We start from the raw sequence: 26189 nt of genomic DNA, 5'->3' as shown, positions 1-26189 counted from the left end.
AACGCCGGTCGGGATGCTGGACGGTGGGGGTCGCTGTGCGCGTGGTGAGGGGGCCGGACGGCCGGCCGGGTGACAGTGAGCCCGGCCGACGCATACGCGGCCGGACCCGCCCCGCCCCGCGCACGTGCCGCCGGCTAGACCCAGGTATCCAGCCACATCCGCGACCGCCACTGGTCGATCGGGATCGCCGTGCCCGTGTACAGCGGCCAGAAGTAGATGAAGTTCCACACGATCAGCAGGACCAGGACGCCGGCCCCCGCCGCGCCGATGACACGGCGGCGTTCACCGGCGCCGGGTGGGCCGAGGATCGCGCCGGTCATCATCGCGACGGCCAGACAGAGGAAAGGCACGAAGACGACGGCGTAGAAGAAGAAGATCGTGCGCTCCTGGTACATGAACCAGGGGAGGTAGCCGGCCGCGATGCCGCAGGCGATCGCGCCCGCGCGCCAGTCGCGGCGGAACGCCCAGCGCCACAGCACGTAGGCGATCGCGAAGCAGGCCGCCCACCACAGGAGCGGGGTGCCGAGGGCGAGGACCTCGCGGGCGCACTTCTGGCCGGCGTCGGCGGGGCAGCCGTCCTTGCCGGGCGCCGGGGACTCGTAGAAGTACGAGACGGGCCGGCCCAGGACGATCCAGCTCCACGGGTTCGACTGGTAGGTGTGCGGCGACGAGAGGCCGACGTGGAACTTGTACACCTCGTGCTCGTAGTGCCACAGGCTGCGCAGCCAGTCCGGCAGGAAGGTCCAGTGGCCGCCCTTGCCGTCGGTCACGGCCCAGTTGCGGAAGTAGCCGCCCTTGCCGTTGTCCGGCGACAGGATCCAGCCGGTCCAGGAGACCAGGTACACGGACAGGGCGACCGGGACCGTCGCCAGGAACGTGATGCCCGTGTCGTGCTTGAGGGCCGCCAGGTACGGGTGACGGGCGCCCGCGACCCGGCGCGAGGCCGCGTCCCACAGCACCGCCATCACGCAGAACGCGGCCAGGATGTAGAGGCCGTTCCACTTGGTGCCGATGGCCAGGCCCAGCATCAGGCCCGCCGTCCAGCGCCAGGGGCGCCAGCCGAGGCGGGTCGTCTCGGCGAAATGCGCGTCGGGGCGTACGCCGCCGTCGTCGTCGGCGGGCAGCGCGGCCGCGAGTTTCTCCCGTGCCTTGTCGCGGTCGACGACCAGGCAGCCGAAGGCCGCGAGCACGAAGAACATGAGGACGCCGTCGAGCAGCGAGGTGCGGCTCATCACGAAGTGCAGGCCGTCCACCGCCATCAGCGCGCCCGCCAGGCAGCCGAGGAACGTCGAACGGAACAACCGGCGCCCGATCCGGCACAGCAGCAGCACCGACAGCGTGCCGAGCAGCGCCGTCATGAACCGCCAGCCGAACGGGTTGAACCCGAACATCCACTCGCCGAGCCCGATGACGTACTTGCCCACCGGCGGGTGCACGACATAGGCGGCGTCGCTCGGGATCCGCACGTTGCCGTTGCCCTGCAGGATCAGGTCGTTGGCGTCCTTCGCCCAGTTGACCTCGTATCCGCGGTGGATGAGCGCCCAGGCGTCCTTGGCGTAGTACGTCTCGTCGAATATCACCGCCTTCGGGCTGCCCAGGTTCCAGAACCGCAGCAGCCCGGCCAGCAGCGTCACCAGGAGCGGGCCGCCCCAGCCCGACCAGCGCGTGATGCGCTCGGCGATCTCGTGGCGCAGCCCGAGCGCCGCCCAGATGCGCGGACCGGGCTCGGCGTACGGCGGCACCAGCCGGTCGCGCACATCGCTTCTCGGCGGCGCCGAATATCCGAAGCGGCGCAGCCGCTGCTGCCACGACGGCCGCTGCTCTTCGGCGGCCTGGCCCTGCCGGGTGTCCGTGGAGGACGCGGTACTGGTCACCGCGCCATCGTAGGGAACACGTCTGTGGGAGTCCCGTGCCTGGGCCCTGCGAGGATGGAACCGTGACAGGAACGCCGGGAACTCTCGTACTCGCAGGCACCCCCATTGGCGATATGGCGGACGCGCCTCCGCGGCTGGCCCAGGAGCTGGCGGTGGCCGATGTCGTCGCCGCCGAGGACACCCGGCGGCTGCGCCGGCTCACCCAGGCGCTGGGCGTACAGCCGGCCGGGCGCGTCGTGTCGTACTTCGAGGGCAACGAGGCGGCCCGTACGCCCGAGCTGGTCGAGGCGCTGGCCGGCGGGGCGCGGGTGCTGCTGGTGACCGACGCCGGGATGCCGTCCGTCTCGGACCCCGGGTACCGGCTGGTCGCGGCCGCCGTCGAGAAGGACATCAAGGTCACCGCCGTACCCGGCCCGTCCGCCGTGCTCACCGCGCTCGCGCTGTCCGGGCTGCCCGTCGACCGCTTCTGCTTCGAGGGTTTCCTGCCCAGGAAGGCGGGCGAGCGCCTGTCGCGCCTGCGCGATGTCGCCGACGAGCGGCGCACCCTCGTCTACTTCGAGGCGCCCCACCGGCTCGACGACACGCTCGCCGCGATGGCCGAGGTGTTCGGCACGGAGCGGCGCGCCGCCGTCTGCCGCGAGCTGACGAAGACGTACGAGGAGGTCAAGCGCGGCCCGCTGGGCGAGCTGGCCGCCTGGGCCGCCGAGGGCGTACGCGGTGAGATCACCGTCGTCGTCGAGGGCGCGGCCGACAAGGGCGCCGAGGAACTGGACGCCACCGAACTGGTGCGCAGAGTGCAGGTGCGCGAGGAGGCGGGGGAGCGGCGCAAGGAGGCGATCGCCGCCGTCGCCGCGGAGGCGGGAATTCCCAAGCGCGACGTCTTCGATGCAGTGGTCGCGGCAAAGAATGCCGCACGGAGCGCCCCATAGAAGGGCAAAGGACTGTGCCGAAAGGCAAAGCTCAGGCCGGGTAGCGGGAGCCTTCCGACAAGGAAAGACCAAAACGACTCCAATAGTCGACAGGCCTGATGCGTTCGCGCCGGTAGAAGCGTCCACTGGTTGAAGGGACGTACCCGTCCCTCGCCTTCGGAGTCCCGGAGTCTCGGCGTCCCGGAGTTTCGGAATGTCGGAACTTCGGTGTTCGGTATTCGGTGCCCGGTGGGATTTCGGCTGTCGGCTTCAGCGGGAATCCTGTCGGGGCGGAGGCGCTTGTCCAGCGGACAGAGGAGCTGGCATGAGTGAGATCGCAGGACAGACCGGGCATCGCAGCGCGGCGACCGCCGTCGTCCATGAGTCGTATTCCTTCGCCTGCATGCGCTGCGGGCACGGCTGGGAGCAGTCGTACGAGATAGAGCACCACCTCGACGCCGAAGGCAGCGAGTTCGTGATGTACGTGGCGAACGGCCAGGTCGTGCCGTCGCCGCTGAGTCGGCCCAGCTGCCTGAACTGCGACAGCCATGTGGTGCGCATCATGCGCGCCGGCCAGGTGTCCTCCGTCCTCGACTCCATGCACCGCACCCCCCGTCCGGTGCCGCCCCGCCCGTCCGACGAGGCCCTCGCGGCGCCTCAGGCCGAGCACAGGGAGCCGCACCACTGGCACCTCTCGGATCTGCTGCATCCGTTCCACCACCGCAAGGCGGGTTGACCGCTTTCCTCAGGTGAGGCGCCGCAAGGTCTGGTGAGGTAACTCGGGTGAGGCGTGGCATGCCCCTTTCGTAGGATCGGGGCATGCCCTCCGAGAAGACCGAAGCCCCGCCCCTGCCCGAGCCGCTGCGTGTGCCCGTCGCCGACTCGCACACCCATCTCGACATGCAGTCGGGCACGGTCGAGGAAGGCCTCGCCAAGGCCGCGTCGGTCGGCGTGACGACGGTCGTCCAGGTCGGATGCGACGTGAACGGCTCGCGCTGGGCGGCCGAGACGGCGGCCGCGTACGACGCCGTCCACGCGACGGTCGCGCTGCACCCCAACGAAGCGCCCCGCATCGTCCACGGCGACCCCGACGGCTGGTCCCGGCAGGGCGCGCGGCAGCCGGGCGGGGACGCCGCCCTGGACGAGGCGCTCGCGGAGATCGACCGCCTCGCCGCCCTCCCGCACGTCAAGGGCGTCGGCGAGACCGGGCTCGACTACTTCCGTACGGGACCCGAGGGCAAGGCCGCGCAGGAACGGTCCTTCCGCGCCCACATCGAGATCGCCAAGCGGCACGGCAAGGCCCTGGTCATCCACGACCGCGACGCCCACACCGATGTGCTGCGCGTCCTCAAGGAAGAGGGCGCCCCCGAGCGGACCGTCTTCCACTGCTACTCCGGCGACGCCGCGATGGCCGAGCTCTGCGCCCAGGCCGGCTACTTCATGTCCTTCGCCGGCAACATGACCTTCAAGAACGCCCAGCCGCTGCGCGACGCGCTCGCCGTCGCGCCCCTGGAACTCGTCCTCGTCGAGACCGACGCGCCCTTCCTGACCCCCGCCCCGTACCGCGGACGGCCTAACGCCCCGTATCTCATTCCGGTCACGGTCCGCGCCATGGCGGCTGTACGGGGCATCGACGAGGACGCGCTGGCGACCTCGGTCGCAGCGAACACCGCGCGAGCATTCGATTACTGACGCATAACGGTTCCGGGGGATTTCCGGGGGCGCACCTCGGGGAGTGTCGCGACACAGCGTAGCCGCGTTGCTTTGGAGAGTGACGACCGCTCCGCTAGGTTCTGGTCTCCCTCCCGTCTCCCACCACCACCCTGACGGAGCCCTTCGGGCACACCTCTTTCTCCTCCGGAACCCCTGGAGCGTGTCGTCGTGAGCAGCTCGCAGTACGAGACGTATGGACCGACTGGTGTCGCTGGTGTTGCTGGTGTCACTGGTGCGACGGGAACGTCGTACGAGGACTACGAGCCCAACGAGGCCTATGCGCCGCCGAACGGCCATGGCTACCCGGACACGTACCAGCCCGCGTACGAGGCGCGCGCGCCCGAGCCCGAGGTCCCGGCGGAGCCCGGGCCGGGGTGGGGGCTTCCGCGGCAGGCGGAGGGCGCGGACGGGGCGGAGGGGGCCTACGGGGCCTACGGGGCGTACGGAGTGGCGGGATGGGCGCGCGAGGAGCGTGGTGCGCCGGCGCCTGGGGCACCCACGCCCGGCGGTCGCGCCGCCGCCCGGCGCGGGGCACGGCGCAAGCGCGGCACCGAGCGCCCCGACCCCCTGCGGCGGCTGCTCCCGCAGGCGCTGGTCGTGGCGTTCCTGGCCGGCGGCACCTCCGCGTTTGTCGCCAACGACAAGGCGATCGAGCTCAGCGTCGACGGGAAGCCGCGCACCCTGCACACCTTCGCCGACGACGTGACCGAGCTGCTCGCCGACGAGGGCGTGCGGGTGGGGGCGCACGACGTGGTGGCGCCCGCCCCCGGCACGGCGCTCGCCAGTGGCGATGAGGTCGCGGTTCACTACGGGCGCCCCGTGCACCTCACCCTCGACGGGCACCGGCGCAAGGTGTGGACGACGGCGCACACCGTGGACGAGGCGCTCAGGCAGCTGGGGGTGCGCGCGGAGGGCGCGTACGTGTCGACTTCACGCTCCCGGCGCATCGGGCGTGAGGGCCTCGCGCTCGATGTGCGCACCGAGCGCACGGTGACGATCATGGCGGACGGGCGGGCGCGCACGATCCGTACGAACGCGGCGAGCGTCCGGGAGGCCGTCGAGGAGGCCGGGATCACCCTGCGCGGGCAGGACACGACCTCCGTCGCGCCGGGGAGTTTTCCGCGCGACGGGCAGACGGTCACCGTCATGCGGGTCACCGGGACCAAGGAGGTCCGCGAGGAGGTGATTCCGTTCCAGGTGGAGCGGACGCTGGATCCCTCGCTGTTCAAGGGCACCGAGGTCGTGGAGCGTGCCGGGCAGCTGGGGGCCCGGCGGGTCACGTACTCGCTGCGGACCGTCAACGGGGTCAAGCAGAGGCCCAGGCGGATCAAGTCCGAGGTGGCGCGTGAGCCGCGGGCCCAGCTGGTGAAGGTCGGTACGAAGCCCCCTCCGACGTCCGACGCCGGGGCCGATCACCTGAACTGGGCCGGTCTTGCGGCGTGCGAGTCCGGGGGGCGTCCTGGGGCCGTGGATCCGTCCGGCACGTACGGAGGCCTCTACCAGTTCGACAGCCGGACGTGGCATGCCCTTGGGGGTTCCGGGCGGCCCCAGGACGCGCCTGCCGCCGAGCAGACGTTCCGGGCGAAGAAGTTGTACGTGCGGCGGGGGGCGACCCCTTGGCCGCACTGCGGGATGCGGCTGCACGGCTGAGGGGTTTTCGCCCCCGCCGCCCCTACCCGTCCCATCCCGTTCCTGGGGCTCCGCCCCAGACCCCGTTCGGTTGTTCTTTGGGTGCGGGCGGGTGGGGGTTGCTCGCGCAGTTCCCCGCGCCCCTTAAAGGCGCGGGGCTTCGCCCCGCGATCCCCCGCCCGCCCCAGAGTCTTTTAGGGGCGCGGGGAACTGCGCGACCAGCCCCCACGGCCCGCACACAAACGAACCGGGGTGGGCGGGGAATCGCGGGGCGCAGCCCCGCCGAAGGGGCGCGGGGAACTGCGCAATCTTTTAGGGGGGTCTGGGGGCGCAGCCCCCAGGAACGGGATGGGACGGGTAGGGGCGGCGGGGGCGAAAACATCCGCCGGCCCACCGCACCCGTACCCTTGGTCCGTGACCAGCCCCACCCCCGACGCCCTCCTGGGCCCCGCCGACATCCGCGAGCTCGCGGATGTGCTCGGCGTGCGGCCCACCAAGCAGCGCGGCCAGAACTTCGTCATCGACGCGAACACGGTGCGCCGCATCGTGCGGACCGCGCAGGTGCGCCCCGACGACGTGGTCGTGGAGGTGGGCCCCGGCCTCGGCTCCCTGACGCTGGCTCTGCTGGAGGTCGCCGACCGGGTCACGGCGGTGGAGATCGACGACGTGCTCGCCGGAGCGCTGCCGTCGACCATCGCCGCCCGCATGCCGGAGCGCGCGGAGCGGTTCGCGCTCGTGCACTCCGACGCGATGCAGGTGCGGGAACTGCCCGGCCCCGCCCCCACCGCACTCGTCGCCAACCTCCCGTACAACGTCGCCGTACCCGTCCTGCTGCACATGCTCGACACCTTCCCGACCATCGAGCGCACGCTGGTGATGGTGCAGGCGGAGGTCGCGGACCGGCTAGCGGCCCCGCCCGGCTCGAAGGTGTACGGCGTCCCGTCCGTGAAGGCGAACTGGTACGCCGACGTGAAGCGGGCCGGTTCCATCGGGCGGAACGTGTTCTGGCCGGCGCCCAACGTCGACAGCGGGCTGGTGTCGCTCACCCGGCGCGCCGAGCCCCTCAAGACGACGGCGACGAAGCGCGAGGTGTTCGCCGTGGTCGACGCCGCCTTCGCCCAGCGGCGGAAGACCCTGCGCGCCGCCCTCGCCGGGTGGGCGGGATCCGCCGCGGCCGCCGAGGTCGCACTCGTCGCCGCCGGTGTCTCGCCACAGGCCCGCGGGGAGTCGCTCACGGTGGAGGAGTTCGCCCGTATCGCCGAGAACAAGGCCGAGAACAAGGAGTCGAGCCAGCCGTGACGGAGACGGTGACGGTCCGCGTCCCTGCCAAGGTCAACGTCCAGCTCGCGGTGGGCGGCGCCCGCCCCGACGGCTTCCACGACCTGGCCAACGTCTTCCTCGCCGTCGGCCTGTACGACGAGGTGACGGTCGCACCGGCGGACGAGCTGCGCATCACCTGCGCGGGGCCGGACGCCGCGCAGGTGCCCCTGGACCGTACGAACCTCGCGGCCCGCGCGGCCCTCGAACTCGCCCGGCGGTACGACCTCGACCCCGCCGTCCATCTCCACATCGCCAAGGACATCCCCGTCGCCGGCGGCATGGCCGGCGGCAGTGCGGACGGAGCCGGTGCGCTGCTCGCGTGCGACGCCCTGTGGGGTACGCGGGCCTCGCGCGAGGAACTCCTCGACATCTGCGCCGAGTTGGGCAGCGATGTGCCGTTCAGCCTGGTGGGCGGGGCGGCGCTCGGCGTCGGGCGGGGCGAGCAGCTGCGGACGCTGGAGGTCGGCGGCACCTTCCACTGGGTCTTCGCGATGGCCGAGCGGGGGCTTTCGACTCCCGCGGTCTTCCGGGAGTTCGACCGGATGAACGAGGGGGTGCGGATCCCCGAGCCGGTCGCCTCGCAGGAGCTGCTCGACGCCCTGGCGAAGGGGGATGCCGGGGCCCTCGCGCGCGCCGTCTCCAACGATCTCCAGCCCGCCGCCCTCTCCCTCTTCCCGGCCCTCGCCGACACCCTCGCCGCGGGCCGCGCGGCCGGCGCCCTCGCCGCGCTCGTCTCCGGCTCGGGCCCGACCACCGCCTTCCTCGCGCAGGACGCGGAGTCCGCGCACACGGTCGCCGAGGCGCTGCTCGCCTCGGGCACCTGCCGTTCCGTACGGGTCACCGAGAGCCCCGCGCCCGGCGCGACCGTCCTCTGACGGCGCGAGCGTTCTCGTACGGCGCCGGCGTTCTCGTACGGCTTGTGCGTCTCGTATGGGCTTGTACGGCCTCGTACGGCACGTACTCAGACGCCAGTTGAGTACGGGAGCGCTGCCGCCTGCCGGGCGTGCGGCGCGATCGTACTCGTATGGGATCAAGCGCTCATGAGCTCGCCGCGGCCACACCCGCCTCGCGCGACAAGTACATCGACCTGCTGCGGGTCGCCTCGCTCGGCACGGTGGTGCTCGGGCACTGGCTGATGGCCGCGGTGACCGTCGGGGACGGCGGGCGGGCCGAGGTCGGCAATCTGCTCGCGGTGGAGCCGAGGCTCCAACTGCTCACCTGGGCGCTGCAGATCATGCCGGTGTTCTTCTTCGTGGGCGGCTTCTCGCACGCGCTGTCTTACCGCTCGCTGCGGAGGCGGTCGGAAGGTGCCCCGGTCTACTCCGTGTTCCTGCGCGCCCGGTTGCAGCGGCTGCTGCGACCGACCGTCGTGTTCATCGGGGTGTGGGGCGCGGGCGCCCTCGCGCTGCAACTCGCGGGTGAGGGCGGCGGATTGCTCGACGTGTCGCTTCGGCTGGTGGCCCAGCCGTTGTGGTTCATAGGGATCTATCTGGCGATGGTGGCCTTCACGCCGCCGTTGCTGCGGCTGCACGAGCGGTACGGCTGGGGCGCGTTCGGCGGGCTGGTCGCGGCGGCGGCCTCCGTGGACGTACTCCGGTTCGCGTTCGAGGTGCCGTACGTCGAGTTCCTCAACTTCGCCTTCGTCTGGCTCGCGGTCCACCAGCTCGGATTCCTGCGCGCGGACGGGCGGTTGGGGCGGCCGTACGTCCTCGCGGGCGCCGGACTCGCGGGGGCCGCGCTGCTGGTGGCGTACGGGCCTTATCCGCTGTCGATGGTCGGGATGCCCGGCGAGAAGATCTCCAACATGGCACCGCCGACCTTCGCGCTGCTGTGCCACGGGCTGTGGCTGGTCGGCGCGGTGGAGCTGCTGCGGGAGCCCGCGGGGCGGTGGCTGCGCCGGCCGCGGGTGTGGCGGACCGTCGTCGCCGCCAACGGCGTGTCCATGACGGCCTTCCTGTGGCACCTCACGGCGATGCTCGGCGTGTACGGCGTGCTGCTCGCCGCGGGGGCGCGGCTGCCGGAGCCCGCGACGGGGGGCTGGTGGGCGCAGGTGCCACTGCGGATCGCGGCGGCGATGGTGGTCACGGGGGTGCTCGTCGCGGTGTTCCGGCGGTTCGAACGGCCTCCTGCGGGAGGGAAGTTGAAGGTGTCCCCGGAGGTGTCCCGGGAGGTGTCCCCGAAGGTGTCTCCGGATGTCTCCTCCAGCGGCGCGGGCCCTGCTGCCGCGGTCGGTGTCGCCCTCTGCCTCTTCGGTGTGCTCGGGCTGTCCATGGTCGGCTTCGGGGGGCTTCTGGAAGGCCGTACGGCGATGCTGATCGCGGTGCGGGTGACGGCTCCGGTGGCCGTGGCGATGACGCTCGTGGGGTGGCTGCTGGTGGAGCGGGCGGGGCGAGGGCGCCCGGCGCTGCATAAATATGCAACCCAGGTGTAACCTACGTCACCGTAATTTAATTCTCATCTATCACCCCCATGGTCCCTTTCGCGCCGTCTGCTCCTCAGGCGGTGCTGGCATGATCAGCCGTCCCCGGTCTCTTGTTACCGGCGGTACTTCCGTGTGCGCGGCCATGCCCGCGCGACGGCGAGAGGGGCTTCCCCATGGGACACATGGACCACTTCAGCGCAGGATGGGTCACTCCCGTCCTCTCTTACGCGATGGCCTGCGTCGGCTCGGCACTCGGACTGAGGTGCACGGTCAGGGCCCTTGAGGCCGACGGCGCCTCGAAGCGCAACTGGCTGCTGCTGGCCTCCATCGCCATCGGGTCCGGCATCTGGACCATGCACTTCATCGCCATGATGGGCTTCTCGGTCGACGGGACGCCCATCCGTTACGACGTCCCGCTCACCGTGCTCAGCCTGCTGATGTCGATCGCGGTCGTCGGCGCGGGCGTCTTCACCGCCGGGTTCGGACGGTCTCCCGTACGGGCCGTGCTGCTCGGCGGGCTCGGTACCGGCGTCGGCGTCGCCGCCATGCACTACACCGGTATGGCCGCGCTCAACCTGCACGGCGAGGTCAACTACGACCCCACCCTCGTCATCGCCTCCGTCATCATCGCCGTCGTCGCCGCGACCGCCGCGCTCACGCTCACCCTCATCGTGCGCGGGCCGATCCTCGCCACCGCCGCCGCGCTCGTCATGGGCCTCGCGGTCGTGAGCATGCACTACACCGGCATGTGGGCCGTCAGCATCAGCCTCGCGCCCAGCAGCGCGTCGCTGTCCGGGGCCACGGCCACCGAGTTCATCTTCCCGCTCGCCGTGGTGCTCGGCTCGTTCCTCTTCCTGACGTCCGCGTATGTCGCGCTGTCCCCGACCGGGAAGCGGGACGAGTCGGCCGCCGCCGTCGAACTGCTGCGTCAGGTCGAGCTCTCCACGGCCTGAGTCGGACGACTCCCTTCCCCAGGTGGACTCGTGCGTTCACTTCCTCTTACGGCCTTGAGCCCGCGGTTCCGGTCGCTGACGTCCCCGCGGCCGCCGTTACGGCCGTCCACGTCCCGCCGGCAGCTGTGACGGCCGTTCGCCGGCAACTGTTACGGCCGCCCGTGCCGCCCGTGCCGCCCGTACGTCCCCCCCCCGTAACTCATTCTCCGCAACTCCCTCACTGAACGAGGTCCCCCCATGCGTGTCCCCCGCACGCCCGACCGGCTGCGTCCCAGATCGGTTCGCGCGAAGATCGTCGCTCTGCTCATGCTGCCCATCGTGTCCCTCATGGCGCTGTGGGGCTTCGCCGCCGTGACCACGGCCTCCAGCATCGGCGCCCTGGAGACGGCCAAGGACGTCAACTCCGAACTCCTCACCCCCGTCGGCGACTTCGTCACCGCCCTCCAGGGCGAGCGGTCCGCCACCCTGCGGTACGTGGCCGCGCCGAGTGGCAGCGGTCTCGCCGCCCTGAAGACCGCGCGGACCGCCACCGACAAGGCCGCCTCCGCGCTCCTCGACGGCGTCAACGCGTCCAGCTCCGACGCCGCGCTGCTGGACGCCGGGCTGCCCGCCCGCATCACCCGCCTCCAGAGCGACGCGGGCGGCCTTCCGACCCTGCGTACCGAGGTCGGCGTGAAGGGGGCGGCGCCCTCCGCCGCGTTCACGAAGTACTCCGCGATCATCGAGCACGGCTTCTCCGTCACCGGTGCGCTCACCGGCGACCAGAACACCGACGCGACCAGCGAGGCCCGCGTCGTCCTCGAACTCTCCCGCGCCCGCGAGGCCGTCTCCCAGGAGCAGGCTCTGCTGACCGCCGGGCGGGGGACCGGGACGCTGACCACGAACGAGTACGCGCTGTTCGCCGGGGCCGTCGCCACGCAGCGGTCGCTGCTCGAGCCCGCGGTCGCCGACCTGAAGAGCGAACACCGGGCGGCGTACAACTCCCTCCTGGAGAGCGACAGTTACGCGCGGCTCCAGGCCGTCGAGAACCGAGTACGCAGCGCCGGGCCGGGGGCCTCCGCCGTGTCCACGGGTCTCGTCGCGGGCTGGGACGGCTCCGTCTCGGCCGTGCTGAAGGGCCTGACCAAGGCCGAGGCGGGGGCCGGGACCGCGGCCGCCGCGAAGGCGAACCCGTTCGGCTGGGCCACGCTCGGCGCTTCCGGCATCGCGGTGGTGCTCGGCCTCGTCGGTGTGCTGCTGTCGCTGCTGGTGTCCGTGCTTGTCGGCCGCGGGCTGATCGTGGAACTGCTGGATCTGCGGAACTCCGCGCTCGAGGTGGCCGGGCGACGGCTGCCGCAGGCCATGCGGCGGCTGCATGCCGGGCAGGGCGTCGACATCGACCTCGAGGCGCCCATGCGGCGACTGGTGGGCGACGAACTGGCACAGGTGGGTACCGCCCTGACCGCCGTGCAGCGGGCCGCGCTCAAGGCCGCGTCCGAGCGCGCCGAACTGCTGAGCGGGATCTCCGGCGTGTACGTCAGCCTCGCGCGCCGCAGCCAGGTGCTGCTCCACCGCCAGCTGGACCTTCTCTCGACGATGGAGCAGCGCCAGCAGGACGTACTCGAACTCCAGGACCTCTACCGGGTCGACTACCTCGCCACCCGTATGCGCCGCCACTCCGAGAGCCTCCTCATCCTCTCCGGCATCGCGCCCGGGCGTGGCTGGCGCACCCCGATCCCCCTCGCGGACGTGCTGCGCGCCGCCGTCGCGGAGATCGAGGACGCGACACGGGTCCAGATCTGGGCCGTACCGCGGGTCTCGGTGGCCGGCGGCTCGGTCGCCGACGTGATCCACCTCCTCGCCGAGCTCGTCGAGAACGCCGCCGCCTTCTCGCCGCCCAGCGCCAAGGTGCAGCTGCGGGCCGCGCGGATGCGGGACGGGGTCCTCATCGAGGTCGAGGACAGCGGGTTCGGTATGAACGAGGAGGCCATGGCCGACGCCAACCGGAAGATCCAGGCCCAGAAGGTCGACCTGCTCGACGCCAAGCAGATCGGTCTCTTCGTGGTGAACCGGCTGGCCGAGAGGCAGGGCTTGCGGGTGGAGCTCCGGCCGTCGCCGAACGGTGGCGTCACCGCGGCGGTGCTCATTCCCGAACAGTTGCTCCGCGACGACATGCCGGTGCATGACCGTGCGGTCGCCGAAGGGGGCGTACAGGGGCGGGGTCGGTCCTTGGCTCCGGCGTCGGCACTGATCCCTCGGCAGCGGCTTTCGGGCAACGGGGCGTAGCGCCTGTCCGGCGGGGGTGCGGCTTGGGTTTCGCCCCCGCCGCCCCTACCCGTCCCATCCCGTTCCTGGGGCTCCGCCCCAGACCCCGGGGTGGGTTCTTTGGCTGCGGGCCGGTGGGGGCTGGTCGCGCAGTTCCCCGCGCCCCTGAAGGCTCGGGGCTGCGCCCCATCGCCCCACCCCCGGCTCGCCCCCGGTCTTTTGTCTTTTAGGGGCGCGGGGAACTGCGCGAGCAACCCCCACCCACCCGCAGACGACTTTCAGGGGCGCGGGGAACGGCGCAATCTTTTAGGGGGGTCTGGGGGCGCAGCCCCCAGGAGCGGGATGGGACGGGTAGGGGCGGCGGGGGCGAAAAAACTCGCGGCTCGGCTCGTGTAGCGCGCGGACTACCCTTGAGGGTCGATCGTCCCCCTCGTCAGGAGAGAAATGGCCGTCAACCTGGTCAATGTCGAGTCCGTCAGCAAGGTGTACGGCACCCGTGCCCTGCTCGACGGAGTCTCCCTCGGCGTCAGCGAGGGTGACCGCATCGGCGTGGTCGGCCGGAACGGTGACGGCAAGACGACCCTCATCCGGATGCTCGCCAAGCTGGAGGAGGCCGACACCGGCCGCGTCACGCACTCCGGCGGCCTGCATCTGGGGGTACTGACGCAGCATGACTCCCTCGACCCCACGGCCACCGTCCGGCACGAGGTCATCCGCGACCTGGCCGACCACGAGTGGGCGGGCAACGCCAAGATCAGGGACGTACTGACGGGCTTGTTCGGCGGGCTCGATCTGCCGGGGTTCCCGCAGGGGCTCGACACCGTCATCGGTCCGCTCTCCGGCGGTGAGCGCCGCCGTATCGCGCTCGCCAAGCTGCTCATCGAGGAGCAGGACCTGATCATCCTCGACGAGCCCACCAACCACCTGGACGTGGAGGGCATCGCCTGGCTCGCCCAGCACCTGCGCGAGCGCCGCTCCGCGCTGGTGTGCGTCACCCACGACCGGTGGTTCCTCGACCAGGTCTGCACCCGCATGTGGGACGTGCAGAAGGGCGCGGTGTACGAGTACGAGGGCGGGTACTCCGACTACGTCTTCGCGCGCGCCGAGCGGGAGCGCATCGCCGCCACGGAGGAAGTCAAGCGGCAGAACCTCGTGCGCAAGGAGCTGGCCTGGCTGCGGCGCGGCGCCCCCGCCCGTACCTCCAAGCCGCGCTTTCGCGTCGAGGCCGCCAACGAACTCATCGCGGATGTGCCGCCGCCCCGCGACAAGAGCGAGCTGATGAAGTTCGCCAGCTCTCGGCTCGGCAAGACCGTGTTCGAGCTCGAAGACGTGACCGTGCAGGCGGGCCCGAAGGTCCTGCTCAAGCACCTCACCTGGCAGCTCGGCCCCGGCGACCGCGTCGGACTCGTGGGCGTGAACGGCGCCGGCAAGACCTCCCTCCTGCGCGCCATGGCCGAGGCCGCCCGCAGCGAGGGCGAGCAGCAGCCGGTCGCCGGGCGCATCTCCACCGGCAAGACCGTCAAGCTCGCCTACCTCTCCCAGGAAGTCGCCGAACTCGACCCGACCTGGCGCGTGCTCCAGGCCGTCCAGGCCGTCCGCGACCGCGTCGACCTCGGCACGGGGCGCGAACTGACCGCGGGGCAGCTCTGCGAGACGTTCGGCTTCAACAAGGAGAAGCAGTGGACGCCCGTGGGGGACCTGAGCGGTGGTGAGCGGCGGCGCCTCCAGCTGCTGCGCCTGCTGATGGACGAGCCCAACGTCCTCTTCCTCGACGAGCCCACCAACGACCTCGACATCGAGACCCTCACCCAGCTGGAGGACCTGCTCGACGGGTGGCCCGGCTCGATGATCGTGATCTCCCACGACCGGTTCTTCATCGAGCGCACGACGGACAACGTGTTCGCGCTGCTCGGCGACGGCACCCTGCGGATGCTGCCGCGCGGCATCGACGAGTACCTGGAGCGGCGCAAGCGCATGGAGGAGGTCGCCGCGGCCGCCGTACTCGCCGCCGCGCCCGCGCCCGCCAAGGCCGCGTCCGCCGCCGACGCCCGCGCCGCCAAGAAGGAGCTCCAGAAGATCGAGCGGCAGCTGGACAAGGTCTCCGAGAAGGAGACCAAGCTGCACGCCCAAATCGCCGACAACGCCACCGACTTCGCCCGGGTCGCCAAACTCGACACCGAGTTGCGCGAGTTGGCCGGGGAGCGCGAGGAGCTGGAGATGCGCTGGCTGGAGCTCGCGGAGGACGCGTAAGCGAGGCGGGCGGCGCGCAGTTGGGTGGGCGGCGCGTCAGCCCGTCGGAGGGCGCGTCCGCAACGCGGAGGCGCGTAAGTGAGGGCGCGTGCGCCAGGCGTGCAGGGCGCGTAGATGAGCTCGTACGTGGGAAACGCGCCCCTCTGGAGCCAACACGCGCCCTGCGCAAGCCATATGCGCACGTCGCGCAAGCCATACGCGCATGTCACTCAAGCCGCGCCACACCCGCGCCCTGCGACGGCGCCACACGCCCGCCCCGCGCCCCACGAACAGGGCGCGCACGCCCACCAGCACGGCGCGCACATCCACCGCGCGAGCCCCGGCACGTCCCACATGCGAGCCCCGGCACGTCCCACATGCGAGCCGCGGCACGTCCCACGTGCGAGCCGCGGCACGTCCACCGTGCGAGCGACGCACGCCCAACTGACGTGCCGCGCACAGCGCATGAACGTGCGGCGCGCGCGTGGCGTGAAGGGCGGGTGAAGGCGCGTAACGACGGCATCACGGGCCGGTTCTCCCTTGGGAACAGGGAAAGGACCGACCCCCTGTTCCTGTGCGTCAGAGTGATAGAAAGAGCCGTCTGAGAACAGTCTGAGAACCACCGGCCGTGGCGCGAATCCAGCGCCGCCGGTGGGGCGCCACATCAGTGAAGAGGGGGAGCCGCTGATGAGTCAGCCGCCCAATCAGCCGCCGCAGGGCGGCTTCGGAGCACCACAGGATCAGCCGCCGGCGGGGGGTTTCGGCGCGCCGCAGGACCCGCGGGCGCAAGGCGGATTCGGCGCGCCCCCCAATGCGCCGCAGGACCCGCGGTCACAGGGCGCGCCCCCCAACTCGCCCCACGCGCCCCAGGGCACGCCCCCTCCGCCCGCGCAGCCGCCCCAGGCGCCCGCGCCCCCGCAGGCTCCGCCCGCCGGTCCTCCGCAATCGCAACCGCAGCCGCAGCCCGGTTACGGATACCCCCAGCAGCCGGGCCCCTACGCCCAGCCGGGCCCGTACGCGCAGCCGCAACAGCCGCCGCAGCCGGGGCCGTACGGTCAGCCCGGTCCTTACGGGCAGCCGCAGCCGGGTTACGGATACCCGCCCCAGGCGCAGTACCCGGGCGCGCCCGGCACCCTGCCGCCCGGCGGGCCCGGCGGTGGTTCCAAGAACCCCTTCAAGGGCAAGCCCGCCGTGGTCATCGGCGCCGCCGTGGCCGCGCTGCTCGTGGTCGGCGGCACCGTATGGGCCGTCGGCAGCAGTGGTGACGACGGCAAGAAGTCCAGTGCGGAGAAGAGCCAGAGCCCGAGCCAGAGCCCGAAGGCTTCCGCCTCGGGCGATCCGGTCAACCCCGGTGACGGCAGCGGCAACGGCGGTGAGGACCCGCAGAACCTCAACGAGGGCCGCCAGGCCGGTGAGGCGAAGGTGCTCTGGTACAAGGAGGCGCCGGACGCGCCCGGTTCCGGTGCCGACGCCCCCGGTCTGTGGATCACCGGCAAGGCCGCGGTGAAGGCGGCGTACAAGCAGGTCTTCGCGTACAACGTCGGGGACGGAAAGCCCACTTGGGACGCGATCACCTTCCCGCAGAAGATCTGCGCGGTCACTCCGCAGAAGACGTCGGACGACAAGGTCGTCGTGGCGTACATGAGCGGTTCCAGTGACAGCGCCAAGTGCAACCAGCTCCAGCAGATCGACCTCGGCACCGGCGCCAAGGGCTGGAGCGGGAAGGTCGCTGACGGCGCGCTCTTCGACAGCACGCTCACCCTCGAACTGTCCATCGCCGGTGACACGTTGGTGGCGGGCCGCTCGATGTCCGGTACGGCGTACGACGTCAGCAGCGGCAAGAAGCTGTGGGACAAGGAGAAGTACGGTTCGAGCTGCTACCCGGCAGGGTTCGCGGGCGGTGCCAAGCTGGTGTCCGTGGCGTCCTGCGGGGCCGGCAGCGACACCGAGCACGACGAGGTGCAGGAGCTGGACCCGGTCACCGGCAAGACCAAGTGGACCACGAAGATCCCCAAGGGCTGGCGGGTCGAGCGCACGTACTCCGTCGACCCCGTCGTCCTCTACATGACCAACGACGACAAGAAGACGGTCAACGTCACCACGCTGAAGAACAACGGCGACGTGCGTTCGCAGCTCAAGAGCCAGGACACCTTCGCGCCCGAGTGCGGCTACGCCATCCTCGACCGTGATCTGACCGGCTGCCAGGGTGCCGTCGCCGACGCCAACACCCTCTATCTGCCGACCGAGGCGAAGAGCGGTGCCAACGAGGTCGTCGCGTTCAGCCTGGAGACCGGCAAGGAGAAGTGGCGCGTCAAGTCCCCGGTGGACGAGGCGATGATGCCGCTGAAGATGGACGGTACGAACCTCATCGCGTACGTCGAGCCGTCGTACGACGCCGGTGGGCGGATCGTGTCGATCCCGACGACCGGCAGCAGCCACACGACGACGAAGCTGCTGCAGAACCCGAAGGGCACCGCCGACATCGAGAATGGTTTCTTCTCAAAGGCGGTCGACTACGTGGACGGGCGCTTCTACATCTCCACCACCCGGCTGACGGGCAATGACGAGGCGAAGGAGAAGTTGATGCTGGCCTACGGCAAGTGAGCCGACCGCTGCCGCTGCCGCTGCTGTCGCCGCCTCTGCCTCTGCCTCTCTCTCCCGTCCGGTTCTTCATCCTCCGGGCCCACCGCACCTCCGTCCCGTTCGGCCCCTTCGTATCCGAGGTACACACGTCATGAGTCAGCCGCCGCCCCCGCCACCGCCGAACCAGCCCCCGCAGGGCGGTTTCGGCGCGCCCCAGGACCCGCCGCCGGGTGGTTTCGGCGCCCCGCAGGACCCGCCCCCCGGCGGTTTCGGCGCCCCGACACCCCCGCCGCCCGCGCAGGGCCCCGGCTACGGCTACCCGCAGGCGCCCGCGGCTCCGCAGTCGCCCCCGCCCACCCCGCCGCAGGGCCAGCCCCAGCAGCCGTACGGCTACCCGCAGACGCCGCCGCCTCCGGCCCAGCCCGGCTACGGCTACCCGGGCCAGCAGCCGCAGTACGGAGCTCCGGGCCAGCAGCCGCCGTATGGCGCTCCGGGCCAGCAGACCCCGTACGGCTACCCGCAGCCGCAGACCATGCCGATGCAGCCGCAGGCTCCCCAAGGGGGAGGCGGCGGGCGGAAGTTCAACAGCCAGATGGTCATCATCGTGGCGGCCGTGGCGGCCGTCGCGCTGATCATCGGCGGCGGTGTCTGGTACGCGGGCTTGTCCGGCGAGGACGACGGCAAGAACACCTCCGCCGGTGCGAGCGGCGGCACCGGCGGCAAGGAGGGCAAGGACGGCGGCAAGACCACCGGTTCCACCGGCAAGGAGAAGGTCCCCTCCAACACCAACTCCACGTTGCTGTTCCAGGTCCCCGCGCCCGCCGTGAACAAGGACGACAGCAGCGTCACCACCGTCGGCTCCTGGCTCACCGACAAGGTGTACGCCAAGAGCGGCAACGCCGAGGTCAACGGCTACGACCCCGAGTCCGGCGCGAAGCTGTGGACGATCAAGCTCCCCGGCCCGGTGTGCCAGGCCAGCCGGCACAGCACCGACGCCAACCGGACGGCGATCATCTACGAGCCCGCCATGCCGACCAAGAAGGACCCCTCCCACGGCTGCAGCCAGCTCGCCGCCCTCGACCTCGACACCGGCACGAAGCTGTGGACCAAGACGGTCAAGTCCGGTGACCAGGACATCAGCCTCGACAACGTCACCGTGAGCGCGAACACGGTCGCCGCGGGCAGCACCAGCGGCGGCGCCGCGTTCGACATCTCCACCGGCAAGCAGCTGTGGGCGCCGAAGCCGACCGACAGCTGCTACGACGCCGGGTACGGCGGCGGCGACAAGCTGGTCGCGGTCCGCAAGTGCGGTGAGTACGGCAGCACCCGCCAGCTGCACATCCAGACCATCGACCCGAAGTCCGGGACGGTGATCTCCGAGTACAAGATGTCGCCCGGCATCGAGTACGCGAGCGTCGTGTCGACCAACCCGCTGGTCGTCGCGGCCGACGTCGGCGACTCCGCCGGTGACGGCAGCGGCATCTCGGACTTCTTCTCCATCGACAACAAGACCGGCAAGCTGCGTACGAAGATCTCGGCGCCAGCGAAGACGTACGCGGCCCGGTGCGACGGCATCACCAGGATCGAGTACTGCTCCTCGCTCGCCGTCGGCAACGACAAGCTCTACATCCCGACCGAAGAGCACGACGGCTCCGGCGACTACAGCCGGACCAACGAGATCATCGCCTTCGACCTCGCCACCGGAAAGCAGACCGGCCAGCGCGCCGACGCGGGTGACGGCTACTCCATCACCCCGCTGCGCATGGACGGCAACAACCTCCTCGCGTACAAGTCTCCGCCGTACGACAAGGGCGGGCAGATCGTCAGCATCGACGGCACGTCCTTCAAGGAGACCAAGCTCCTGGAGAACCCGTCGACGGAGGCGACCCGCGACGCGGAGACGAGCATGCTCCCGGAGTTCGCGGAGATCCTCTACAAGGACGGCCACCTGTATATGTCCGCGCCCTACGCCAGCAAGCTGTCGGTCTCGGACGACAAGGAGTACCTGGCGATCGCGTTCGGAGCGAAGTAGCCGAGACTGAGGCCGTGGATCTCTTTCTCCCACGTCTCCCACGGCCCCGCCCCTGTTCAGGGGCGGGGCCGTGCGCGTACCCCTCATCACTCCCGAATGGTAGGGATTTCGATATTCCGGGGCACTTCTCTCCAGTAGGGGAAGCGCAACGTCGAACAAGCGTGTAGCTTCCGGGGGATGGAGAGCCGGGGGGCTCCTAATCCACGGGGAACCAGTGGGGATGCTTGGGGGGACTGGGGGGTTGCCTGATGGGAGTGCGGCTCATGGTGGTCGACGACCACCGACTGCTCGCCGAGGCCTTGGCCTCGGCCTTGAAGCTGCGGGGGCACCGCGTGCTCGCCGCGGCGGCGCCCGCCGCGGGAGCGGCGGAGCTGGTGATCACACGGGCACCCGAGGTGTGCCTGATCGGTACGGCGACACCCGCCGAGCCGGGAATCTTCGACCCGGTGGTGAGGATCAAACGGGAGCGCCCGCAGGTGGCGGTCCTGGTCCTGGGCCCGGTACCGAACCCACGCGGCATCGCCGCCGCGTTCGCCGCCGGCGCCTCGGGCTACGTACGCCATGACGAGCGCATAGAGGGAGTCGAGCGCGCGATCATGAAGGCCCGCGCGGGCGAGGCGGCCGTGGCCCCGCAACTGCTCCAGGGCGCCTTCAGCGAGCTGCTGAATCCGGCCGCCCAGCCGGACGACGAGGGCCAGCGGCTGCTCCAGATGCTGACGCCGAGGGAGGTCGAGGTCCTGGTGCGGGTCGCGGACGGTGAGGATACGAGGCTGATCGCCGCCGGGATGGGGATCGCTCCGTCGACTGCCCGGACCCATGTCCAGCGGGTGCTGATGAAGCTGGGGGTGGGGTCGCGGCTGGAGGCGGCCGCGCTGGCGGCGCGTACGGGGCTGCTGGATCGGGCGGGGCCGTTGCCGGCGCCCGCCGACGGGCCTCGGGAGTGAGTGTCCCCTTGTCACCCGTGGCCGAGGACCCTGTGCACGGCCTCCCGGTCGGGCGCCCCGCTGTCGAGCGGGGCGCCGACCAGGGCGGCGCCGTCGCGGCTCGCCGATCACCGCGTCGGCGATGCCGCTTGGGCGGGCACCGCGTTCGACGACAAGGCCATTGACCGGGCACTCGCTCAGGCACTCCGTATGGGCTAGCACGTGAAGCGGGAAACCGACGAGCGTGTTGGGATCGGACCAAGTCGGAGAAGGAGATGCTCCATGGCCAAGGAACCTGGCGTGAAGAAGAAGCCCGAAATCAACGCCGTGGTGGGCGGTCTGGTCGATGCCGGGAGCGAGGAAGCAGTCACGCTCACGGGCTTTGTCTCCGCGTCGTCCCGCGAGGGTTATGTACGGCTGTTCACCGCGCTCAACAACATGTCCCGAAGTATTGAGATCGCCGAGAGCGACATTCTCGCCTCGGTCGAGCTGCCGAAATCCGGTCTCGGCGCTGTGGCCCTCTGGGTGAAACGGGACGCCGCACTCCATCACCACATCGTCGAGACGGCCGCGTCGTGCGCGACCCGCACCTCATCGGGTGGCGGTTTCACGACGGTACGGCGCGGCGGGCTCCGGATGAGGGTCCGTCCCCAGGCCCGGGACGTCTGCACATGCGAGTACTTCTGTGACGGGACACAGTGCGTCCCGTGCACCTGTGAGTGCCTGCCGCAATGACGACTACGACAACCGGGTCCGTCGCGGCGGAAGTGTGGTCGCAAGCGCTGGCGTACGAAGCTCCTTTTCTCATCGAGAAGCTCACAAAGGACCACGTCGTCGAATCCGCCGACGAGGCCGAGGCGCTGTTCCGCGAGGTGAAGCGCTACCTGGTCATGGTGGCGGCCGACCGTAGCTTCGTCTGGTCGATGCACTCTCTGGGAGTGGACCAGATCTGGCACCACTTCATTCTGTTCACGCGTCAGTACATCGACTACTGCCGCCAGAATTTCGGCAGGTATATTCAGCACGCGCCGAGTACGGCTCCTCCGGTCGAAGGGCTGGCGCCGCGTCGGCCGTCGACATTCCAGCAGTTCTCGGAGGCGTACGAGAAGCTCTTCGGAGAGCCTTTGCCCGACCTCTGGTACGACGAGAAGAGCGTCACCGTGGATCGGCGGATCGTCAACTCGCGCGTCGGCGCCGTCAGCCTGCGCGACGACGAGGACATGGTCGAATTGCTGAACGGAAAAGGCGAACCGCTCTTCGCGGTCGATCACGTCGCACGTCCTGCCCTTGAATTCATCACCCGCACGGGCACCTTCTTCGTCCGGGAGCTGCCCGGAGACCTGCTGGACGAGCAAAGGGTCGCCCTGGTCTCGGCGTTGGTGGAGCACAAGGTGCTCGACCTCGCCGCATGATGCCCTCGTGACGGACCGGCTCGAGGAAACGATCAGAAGTTACGACACGCTGCCCCAGGCGTACGCGCGGCGATTCGCCGCAGCCGACATGACGAGGGAGCAGGAACTCTTCGCGGCCCGCCTTCCCCTACGGAACCGGCCCGTCCTGGATGCGGGCTGTGGAGCCGGACGCGACTTCCGGGGATTTCGCCTCTTGGGCGTCGAGTCGATCGGCATCGACCTGTCGGCGGGCCTCCTCGCCGAAGCAGGGAGATGCACGGATTCCTCCCTCATACGGGCCGACATGCGCCGACTGCCGTTCCGTGCCGCCTCGTTCCGCGGTGTCTGGTGCTGTGCCTCGCTCCCACATCTGACGCCCCCGCAAGCAGCAGTGGCTCTCGGCGAGTTCCGGCGGGTCCTTACCGGAGACGGCGTTCTCTTCGTGCTGGTCCGCGCCGGGGACGTGGCCGAACGGAGGGCCGCCGCCGCCCCCTGGCGTGACGGAAGCGGCCGTTGGTTCCACCCGTATGGGAGAGCCGAAATGGGGCAGTTGCTTGAGTCCGCCGGCTTCGCCGTCGTCCATGCTAGGGCGACGTCGCGGCCGGGTGTCGGCAGATGGGTCGGTCTCCTGGCGGAGATCGCTCAGACCGCGCCGGTTTTTATGTAGTGGAGGAGCTGGGCGAGGGGGGTGGGGGTGGTGGTGAGGTGGGTGGCGGGGGTGTCGCTCTCGCGGAGGTGGATCGTGTCGGGGGTGGTGGCGAGTTCGACGCAGTCGTTGCCGTCGCCGAAGCCTGAGAAGGACGACTTCTGCCAGTTGTCGGGGGTCGTCATGGCGTGCCTCACAGTTCCTTCGTCAGCCTGTGGATGAAGTCACGCGAACGTTCGGGTTCTAGTGACACGGCTTCCACTTTACGGAAGAGCGTTCGAAGGGCGCCGAGTTGAGCCTCGGAGTCAATAAAGGCCGTGCCGTGGGGTGTGTCGCGCAACGCGGTGTCCAGCTTGGGCACGGCTCCGCCCGCGTACGTCATGGCGCTTGCGGCGCCGGCGAAGCCGTCCAGGTCGAAGGGGATGACACGCACGGTGATGTGGTCCGCTTCGGAGAGTTCCAGGATGCGGGCGAGCTGAGCGCGTGAAGCGACTCGGTCGCCGACTCTGATGCGCAGTGCCGACTCATGGATCAGCGCTTCGTACGGGGCGGGGTTGGGTCCCTCGATGACGACCTTCCGGTCCATCCGGTGGCGCACGCGCAACTCAAGTTCGCCGTAGGGCGGTTCAGGGACCCTGTACGAGAAGATGGCGCGGGCGTAGTCCTCTGTCTGAAGCAGGCCGGGAACGTACAGGAACTCCACGTTGTACCGGTACGTGGCGTGGTACTCCAGCTCGGCGAGGTCCAGGAACGGCTTGGGCAGCAGCCCCCGGTACTTCTCCCACCAGCCGCGCGTCCGGTCGGTCGCCATAGCCACCAGCGCGGAGATCAACTCTTCGTCCATGCAGTCGTAATGCGCGGCGAGGCGTCGTAGACGCTCCTCGCTCACGCCCGCGATACCGGACTCGATCTGACTCATCTGTGCTGAGTCCGCCCCGGCCAGCGCGGCGGCCTCACGCGCCTTGAGTCCCGAGGCTTCACGCAGTTTCCGCAGTTCGATGCCCAGGCGTTCCTGGCGTGCGGTGGGCTGCCGTCTGCGCGGCATGACTTCCTCCTCGCCACAACTGCCTTGAGGCAGTGACTCGTTCGAGGGGCAGATTACGGCAATGACTTGCACGGGCCCAAATTTTACCCGTACCGTCGGTGACGCGACGCACACGCTGCGGAACCCCGGGACCCCGGAAGCGCACCACTCCGTCCTGCCACGACGGCCGTGACATGCCACCGCCCGGCACCCGCCGCCCTCCCTCACCTCCCCACACCTGAGCCGGAGTTCACGCATGCCGCAAACCGAGAAGGAACCCTGGGAGTACGCCCTCCACATCCCCCACGACGACCGCGCCGTCACCGTCTGCCGCCGCACCGTCCGCCTCATCCTCACCCTGCACGGCCTGATCCGCCTCGCCGACGTCGCCGAGCTGCTCGCGGCGGAGCTGGTCTCCAACGCCGTACGGCATACGAAGGGGCCCGCGGCCCTGCGGATGCACTGGCGGGACGGGGTGCTGCGGATCGGCGCGTGGGATGCGAGCCCCGAACCGCCGCCGTACGCACTGGCGTTGGCTCCCGACGCGGAGGCGGGCCGCGGCCTCACCCTCGTCCGGGCCTGCGCCGACAACTGGGGCTGGCATCCGTTGCGGCAGGGCGGTGACACCGGCAAGTACGTGTGGTGTGACCTTGGTGCCGCCTAGCTCGTTGATCACGTCGTACAGGAAGGAGAACTGGTGGTCAGCTCGTCGCACGAGGCGCTGCACCACTTCGGCCAGAAGGACACGGCTGGATTGATCCGCAACTTTCAGAAGCTGTTCCATGTGCCGTTCCCGGAACCCTGCGGCTTCACGGTCCTCAACACGGACTTGACCGAGATCGAGCCGGTCGAGCGGCGCGTGGACAGCCTGGTGAGGGTGAACACCGAGGAGGGTGACTATCTGCTGGTGCTGGAGTCGCAGGGCAAGAAGGACGAGAGGAAGCGCGGGAGTTGGCCGTATTACCTCTCGTACCTCTACGAGGAGTACCGCTGTGAGCCGGTGCTGATCGTCATGACCCAGAGCAGCTCCACCGCCCGGTGGGCCGCCCAGCCCATCCGGTTCGGTCTGCCCGGTTGGTCCTCTCTCGTCGTACGGCCGATGGTTCTCGGACCGGACAACGTGCCGGTGATCACCGATGAGAAGGAGGCCGAGCAGAACGTTTCGCTCGCGGTGCTCTCGGCGATTACGCATGGCAAAGGGCCGCGTGCCGCTGCGATACTGGGACCACTCGCGGCGGCTCTGGACACCATTGACCCGACCAGCGCGGCTCTGTTCGTGCAGCTGGTGACGTCTGGCCTGGTGGATGACCAGGCGAAGGAGATTTGGAGGGACCTGATGTCTCCAGTGAACTACTTCTTCCGGCACCCGGTGGCCGAAAAGACGCGCGATGAAGGGCGCATCGAAGAGCGCATCAAGATGACTTTGAGGACCCTGGAGCTGCGCGGCCTCCAAGTCCCCGAATCCGTCCGGCTTCGGGTAAAGGCATGCTCTGACCTGGACCAGCTTGAGGTCTGGTCGGAACGGGCCATCCGCGTGACCGAAGCTGCCGAACTGTTCGATGACGACGGAGTCTGAGGAGAAGAACGGCAGTCAGCAACGGGACTCGACACCCTGGAGACTGCCGTCGGACATCTGGCACCCAACGGTACGAAGAGCGTGGCTGGAAGCCGCTGAGCGGGCCTGGAGTGAAGGCTATGCGGAGACCTTCGAACGGGGGCGTCTGCAGCGCATCGTCCTGAAACTCCTGTACTGGCGGGGCATCGAGGCATCACCCGACGTCAATGCCAGGGTGTTCGCAACCACCGACCTGGACCGGCTCCGGATCTTGCGCGGCCGCGCCTTCGAAGTGACCGACCCGGCCGACCTCTTCACCCCCGAACAGCCCGAATAACCGTACGGGACCGGAGCCCCCTCAAGAACTCCAGCCCCGTACACAGGTGTTACGCCAGGCTCTACTCCGACTGCGATCCCTCCTCATGCGGCACCGGCGGAGCCAACGGCCGCAGCCAAAGCCACCCCAGGAAGAACACGCCCAGGGCCAGCATCCCCAGCCCCGTCCACAGGTTGATGTTGACGCCCTCGGCCTTGGCGAGGTTGGCGTCGGAGACGGTGATGCCGGCGATCGTGACGATGATGCCGTAGATCACGAAGAGGCCGCCGATGATGCGGCGCAGGTCGAAGATGCGGGCCGCGGTCGCGGACTTCTGCTCCAGCTCGGTGACTTCCTGCTGGACGTCCCTCTCGGAGTACTCGGAGTGCTCGGAGTGCCCGGAATGCTCGGTCATGGTCTCTCCATC

The 26189-nt window shown here is 70.1% G+C and carries 23 protein-coding genes; 19 read left to right on the top strand and 4 right to left on the bottom strand.

The annotated features are described in order from the left end of the window. Positions 1 to 134: 134 nt before the first annotated feature. Positions 135 to 1874, bottom strand: coding sequence for a dolichyl-phosphate-mannose--protein mannosyltransferase (locus AB5J50_RS21415; protein WP_369260041.1), 1740 nt, complete (start codon positions 1872 to 1874; stop codon positions 135 to 137). A gap of 62 nt (positions 1875 to 1936) precedes the next feature. On the opposite strand from AB5J50_RS21415, the gene rsmI reads away from it, so the two are divergent. The 16 genes from rsmI (at position 1937) to AB5J50_RS21335 (ending at position 22888) form a co-directional block, all read left to right on the top strand. Next, on the top strand, positions 1937 to 2803 hold the full coding sequence (gene rsmI / locus AB5J50_RS21410) for a 16S rRNA (cytidine(1402)-2'-O)-methyltransferase (RefSeq protein WP_369260040.1): 867 nt from the start codon (positions 1937 to 1939) through the stop codon (positions 2801 to 2803). A gap of 304 nt (positions 2804 to 3107) precedes the next feature. Continuing rightward, positions 3108 to 3518 (top strand): hypothetical protein, encoded by a 411-nt coding sequence (locus AB5J50_RS21405; RefSeq protein ID WP_369260039.1) that lies wholly within the window; start codon positions 3108 to 3110, stop codon positions 3516 to 3518. An 83-nt stretch (positions 3519 to 3601) separates the two neighbouring features. Then, entirely contained in the window at positions 3602 to 4474 is an 873-nt protein-coding gene (locus AB5J50_RS21400; RefSeq protein WP_369260038.1) for a TatD family hydrolase, read from the top strand. 189 nt (positions 4475 to 4663) lie between these two features. Beyond that, the gene (locus tag AB5J50_RS21395) at positions 4664 to 6145 is read left to right on the top strand and encodes a ubiquitin-like domain-containing protein (RefSeq protein WP_369260037.1); all 1482 of its coding nucleotides are present in this window, start codon (positions 4664 to 4666) and stop codon (positions 6143 to 6145) included. Between the two features lie 393 nt (positions 6146 to 6538). Next, positions 6539 to 7423, top strand: a complete 885-nt coding sequence (rsmA, locus tag AB5J50_RS21390) for a 16S rRNA (adenine(1518)-N(6)/adenine(1519)-N(6))-dimethyltransferase RsmA (protein WP_369260036.1) — start codon at positions 6539 to 6541, stop codon at positions 7421 to 7423. After that, on the top strand, positions 7420 to 8319 hold the full coding sequence (locus AB5J50_RS21385; protein WP_369260035.1) for a 4-(cytidine 5'-diphospho)-2-C-methyl-D-erythritol kinase: 900 nt from the start codon (positions 7420 to 7422) through the stop codon (positions 8317 to 8319). Before rsmA ends, AB5J50_RS21385 begins: the two co-directional genes overlap by 4 nt. Positions 8320 to 8468: 149 nt before the next feature. Further along, a complete protein-coding gene (locus AB5J50_RS21380) occupies positions 8469 to 9875 on the top strand; it encodes an acyltransferase (RefSeq protein ID WP_369260034.1) in 1407 nt (468 codons plus the stop codon). Between the two features lie 164 nt (positions 9876 to 10039). Then, positions 10040 to 10819 (top strand): MHYT domain-containing protein, encoded by a 780-nt coding sequence (locus AB5J50_RS21375; protein ID WP_330305139.1) that lies wholly within the window; start codon positions 10040 to 10042, stop codon positions 10817 to 10819. 237 nt (positions 10820 to 11056) lie between these two features. Then, positions 11057 to 13084, top strand: coding sequence for a nitrate- and nitrite sensing domain-containing protein (locus AB5J50_RS21370; RefSeq protein WP_369260033.1), 2028 nt, complete (start codon positions 11057 to 11059; stop codon positions 13082 to 13084). A 423-nt stretch (positions 13085 to 13507) separates the two neighbouring features. Then, positions 13508 to 15313 carry an ABC-F family ATP-binding cassette domain-containing protein gene (locus tag AB5J50_RS21365; protein WP_369260032.1) on the top strand — a complete coding sequence of 602 codons (1806 nt, stop codon included), beginning with the start codon at positions 13508 to 13510 and terminating at the stop codon, positions 15311 to 15313. A gap of 666 nt (positions 15314 to 15979) precedes the next feature. Next, positions 15980 to 17896 (top strand): PQQ-binding-like beta-propeller repeat protein, encoded by a 1917-nt coding sequence (locus AB5J50_RS21360; protein ID WP_369260031.1) that lies wholly within the window; start codon positions 15980 to 15982, stop codon positions 17894 to 17896. A 130-nt stretch (positions 17897 to 18026) separates the two neighbouring features. Then, positions 18027 to 19907, top strand: a complete 1881-nt coding sequence (locus tag AB5J50_RS21355; protein WP_369260030.1) for a PQQ-binding-like beta-propeller repeat protein — start codon at positions 18027 to 18029, stop codon at positions 19905 to 19907. Positions 19908 to 20155: 248 nt separating this feature from the next. Then, positions 20156 to 20851, top strand: a complete 696-nt coding sequence (locus AB5J50_RS21350; protein WP_369260029.1) for a LuxR C-terminal-related transcriptional regulator — start codon at positions 20156 to 20158, stop codon at positions 20849 to 20851. Between the two features lie 261 nt (positions 20852 to 21112). Then, positions 21113 to 21565, top strand: coding sequence for a hypothetical protein (locus AB5J50_RS21345; protein WP_369260028.1), 453 nt, complete (start codon positions 21113 to 21115; stop codon positions 21563 to 21565). Next, complete coding sequence (locus AB5J50_RS21340; protein ID WP_369260027.1) at positions 21550 to 22242, top strand: hypothetical protein; 693 nt, start codon at positions 21550 to 21552, stop codon at positions 22240 to 22242. The genes AB5J50_RS21345 and AB5J50_RS21340 overlap by 16 nt, the downstream gene beginning before the upstream one ends. A gap of 7 nt (positions 22243 to 22249) precedes the next feature. Then, the gene (locus AB5J50_RS21335) at positions 22250 to 22888 is read left to right on the top strand and encodes a class I SAM-dependent methyltransferase (RefSeq protein ID WP_369260026.1); all 639 of its coding nucleotides are present in this window, start codon (positions 22250 to 22252) and stop codon (positions 22886 to 22888) included. On the opposite strand, the gene AB5J50_RS21330 is transcribed toward AB5J50_RS21335, so the two are convergent. Together AB5J50_RS21330 and AB5J50_RS21325 are read right to left on the bottom strand one after the other, a co-directional pair. Then, positions 22864 to 23052, bottom strand: a complete 189-nt coding sequence (locus tag AB5J50_RS21330) for a DUF397 domain-containing protein (protein ID WP_369260025.1) — start codon at positions 23050 to 23052, stop codon at positions 22864 to 22866. The two genes, AB5J50_RS21335 and AB5J50_RS21330, sit on opposite strands and share 25 nt — an antisense overlap. An 8-nt stretch (positions 23053 to 23060) precedes the next feature. Further along, the gene (locus AB5J50_RS21325; protein WP_369260024.1) at positions 23061 to 23912 is read right to left on the bottom strand and encodes a DUF5753 domain-containing protein; all 852 of its coding nucleotides are present in this window, start codon (positions 23910 to 23912) and stop codon (positions 23061 to 23063) included. Between the two features lie 235 nt (positions 23913 to 24147). Between AB5J50_RS21325 and AB5J50_RS21320 the strand changes: the two genes are divergently transcribed. From AB5J50_RS21320 to AB5J50_RS21310, 3 genes are read left to right on the top strand one after another with little or no spacing between them, the layout of a single operon-like run. After that, a complete protein-coding gene (locus AB5J50_RS21320) occupies positions 24148 to 24555 on the top strand; it encodes an ATP-binding protein (protein ID WP_369260023.1) in 408 nt (135 codons plus the stop codon). Positions 24556 to 24588: 33 nt separating this feature from the next. Next, on the top strand, positions 24589 to 25467 hold the full coding sequence (locus AB5J50_RS21315; protein ID WP_369260022.1) for a hypothetical protein: 879 nt from the start codon (positions 24589 to 24591) through the stop codon (positions 25465 to 25467). Then, positions 25451 to 25783 (top strand): hypothetical protein, encoded by a 333-nt coding sequence (locus tag AB5J50_RS21310; RefSeq protein WP_369260021.1) that lies wholly within the window; start codon positions 25451 to 25453, stop codon positions 25781 to 25783. Before AB5J50_RS21315 ends, AB5J50_RS21310 begins: the two co-directional genes overlap by 17 nt. A gap of 61 nt (positions 25784 to 25844) precedes the next feature. Here the strand turns inward: AB5J50_RS21310 and AB5J50_RS21305 are convergent, their stop codons facing one another. Continuing rightward, positions 25845 to 26177, bottom strand: coding sequence for a hypothetical protein (locus AB5J50_RS21305; RefSeq protein ID WP_369260020.1), 333 nt, complete (start codon positions 26175 to 26177; stop codon positions 25845 to 25847). Positions 26178 to 26189 lie beyond the last annotated feature (12 nt).

The sequence above is a fragment of the Streptomyces sp. R35 genome (assembly GCF_041053035.1).
GTDB classification, from domain to species: Bacteria; Actinomycetota; Actinomycetes; order Streptomycetales; family Streptomycetaceae; genus Streptomyces; species Streptomyces lutosisoli.
Note: the sequence above shows the minus strand (reverse complement) of the source record. Positions and strands in the feature narration are given on the sequence as shown.

Excerpts from the sequence above, each read along its gene's own strand:
- AB5J50_RS21325 (WP_369260024.1), bottom strand. The coding sequence starts at position 23,912 with ATGCCGCGCAGACGGCAGCCCACCGCACGCCAGGAACGCCTGGGCATC.
- AB5J50_RS21380 (WP_369260034.1), top strand. The coding sequence starts at position 8,469 with ATGGGATCAAGCGCTCATGAGCTCGCCGCGGCCACACCCGCCTCGCGC.
- AB5J50_RS21310 (WP_369260021.1), top strand. The coding sequence starts at position 25,451 with ATGACGACGGAGTCTGAGGAGAAGAACGGCAGTCAGCAACGGGACTCG.
- AB5J50_RS21360 (WP_369260031.1), top strand. The coding sequence starts at position 15,980 with ATGAGTCAGCCGCCCAATCAGCCGCCGCAGGGCGGCTTCGGAGCACCA.
- AB5J50_RS21365 (WP_369260032.1), top strand. The coding sequence starts at position 13,508 with ATGGCCGTCAACCTGGTCAATGTCGAGTCCGTCAGCAAGGTGTACGGC.
- AB5J50_RS21370 (WP_369260033.1), top strand. The coding sequence starts at position 11,057 with ATGCGTGTCCCCCGCACGCCCGACCGGCTGCGTCCCAGATCGGTTCGC.
- AB5J50_RS21350 (WP_369260029.1), top strand. The coding sequence starts at position 20,156 with ATGGGAGTGCGGCTCATGGTGGTCGACGACCACCGACTGCTCGCCGAG.
- AB5J50_RS21375 (WP_330305139.1), top strand. The coding sequence starts at position 10,040 with ATGGGACACATGGACCACTTCAGCGCAGGATGGGTCACTCCCGTCCTC.
- AB5J50_RS21330 (WP_369260025.1), bottom strand. The coding sequence starts at position 23,052 with ATGACGACCCCCGACAACTGGCAGAAGTCGTCCTTCTCAGGCTTCGGC.
- AB5J50_RS21305 (WP_369260020.1), bottom strand. The coding sequence starts at position 26,177 with ATGACCGAGCATTCCGGGCACTCCGAGCACTCCGAGTACTCCGAGAGG.
- AB5J50_RS21355 (WP_369260030.1), top strand. The coding sequence starts at position 18,027 with ATGAGTCAGCCGCCGCCCCCGCCACCGCCGAACCAGCCCCCGCAGGGC.
- AB5J50_RS21405 (WP_369260039.1), top strand. The coding sequence starts at position 3,108 with ATGAGTGAGATCGCAGGACAGACCGGGCATCGCAGCGCGGCGACCGCC.
- AB5J50_RS21345 (WP_369260028.1), top strand. The coding sequence starts at position 21,113 with ATGGCCAAGGAACCTGGCGTGAAGAAGAAGCCCGAAATCAACGCCGTG.
- AB5J50_RS21400 (WP_369260038.1), top strand. The coding sequence starts at position 3,602 with ATGCCCTCCGAGAAGACCGAAGCCCCGCCCCTGCCCGAGCCGCTGCGT.
- AB5J50_RS21320 (WP_369260023.1), top strand. The coding sequence starts at position 24,148 with ATGCCGCAAACCGAGAAGGAACCCTGGGAGTACGCCCTCCACATCCCC.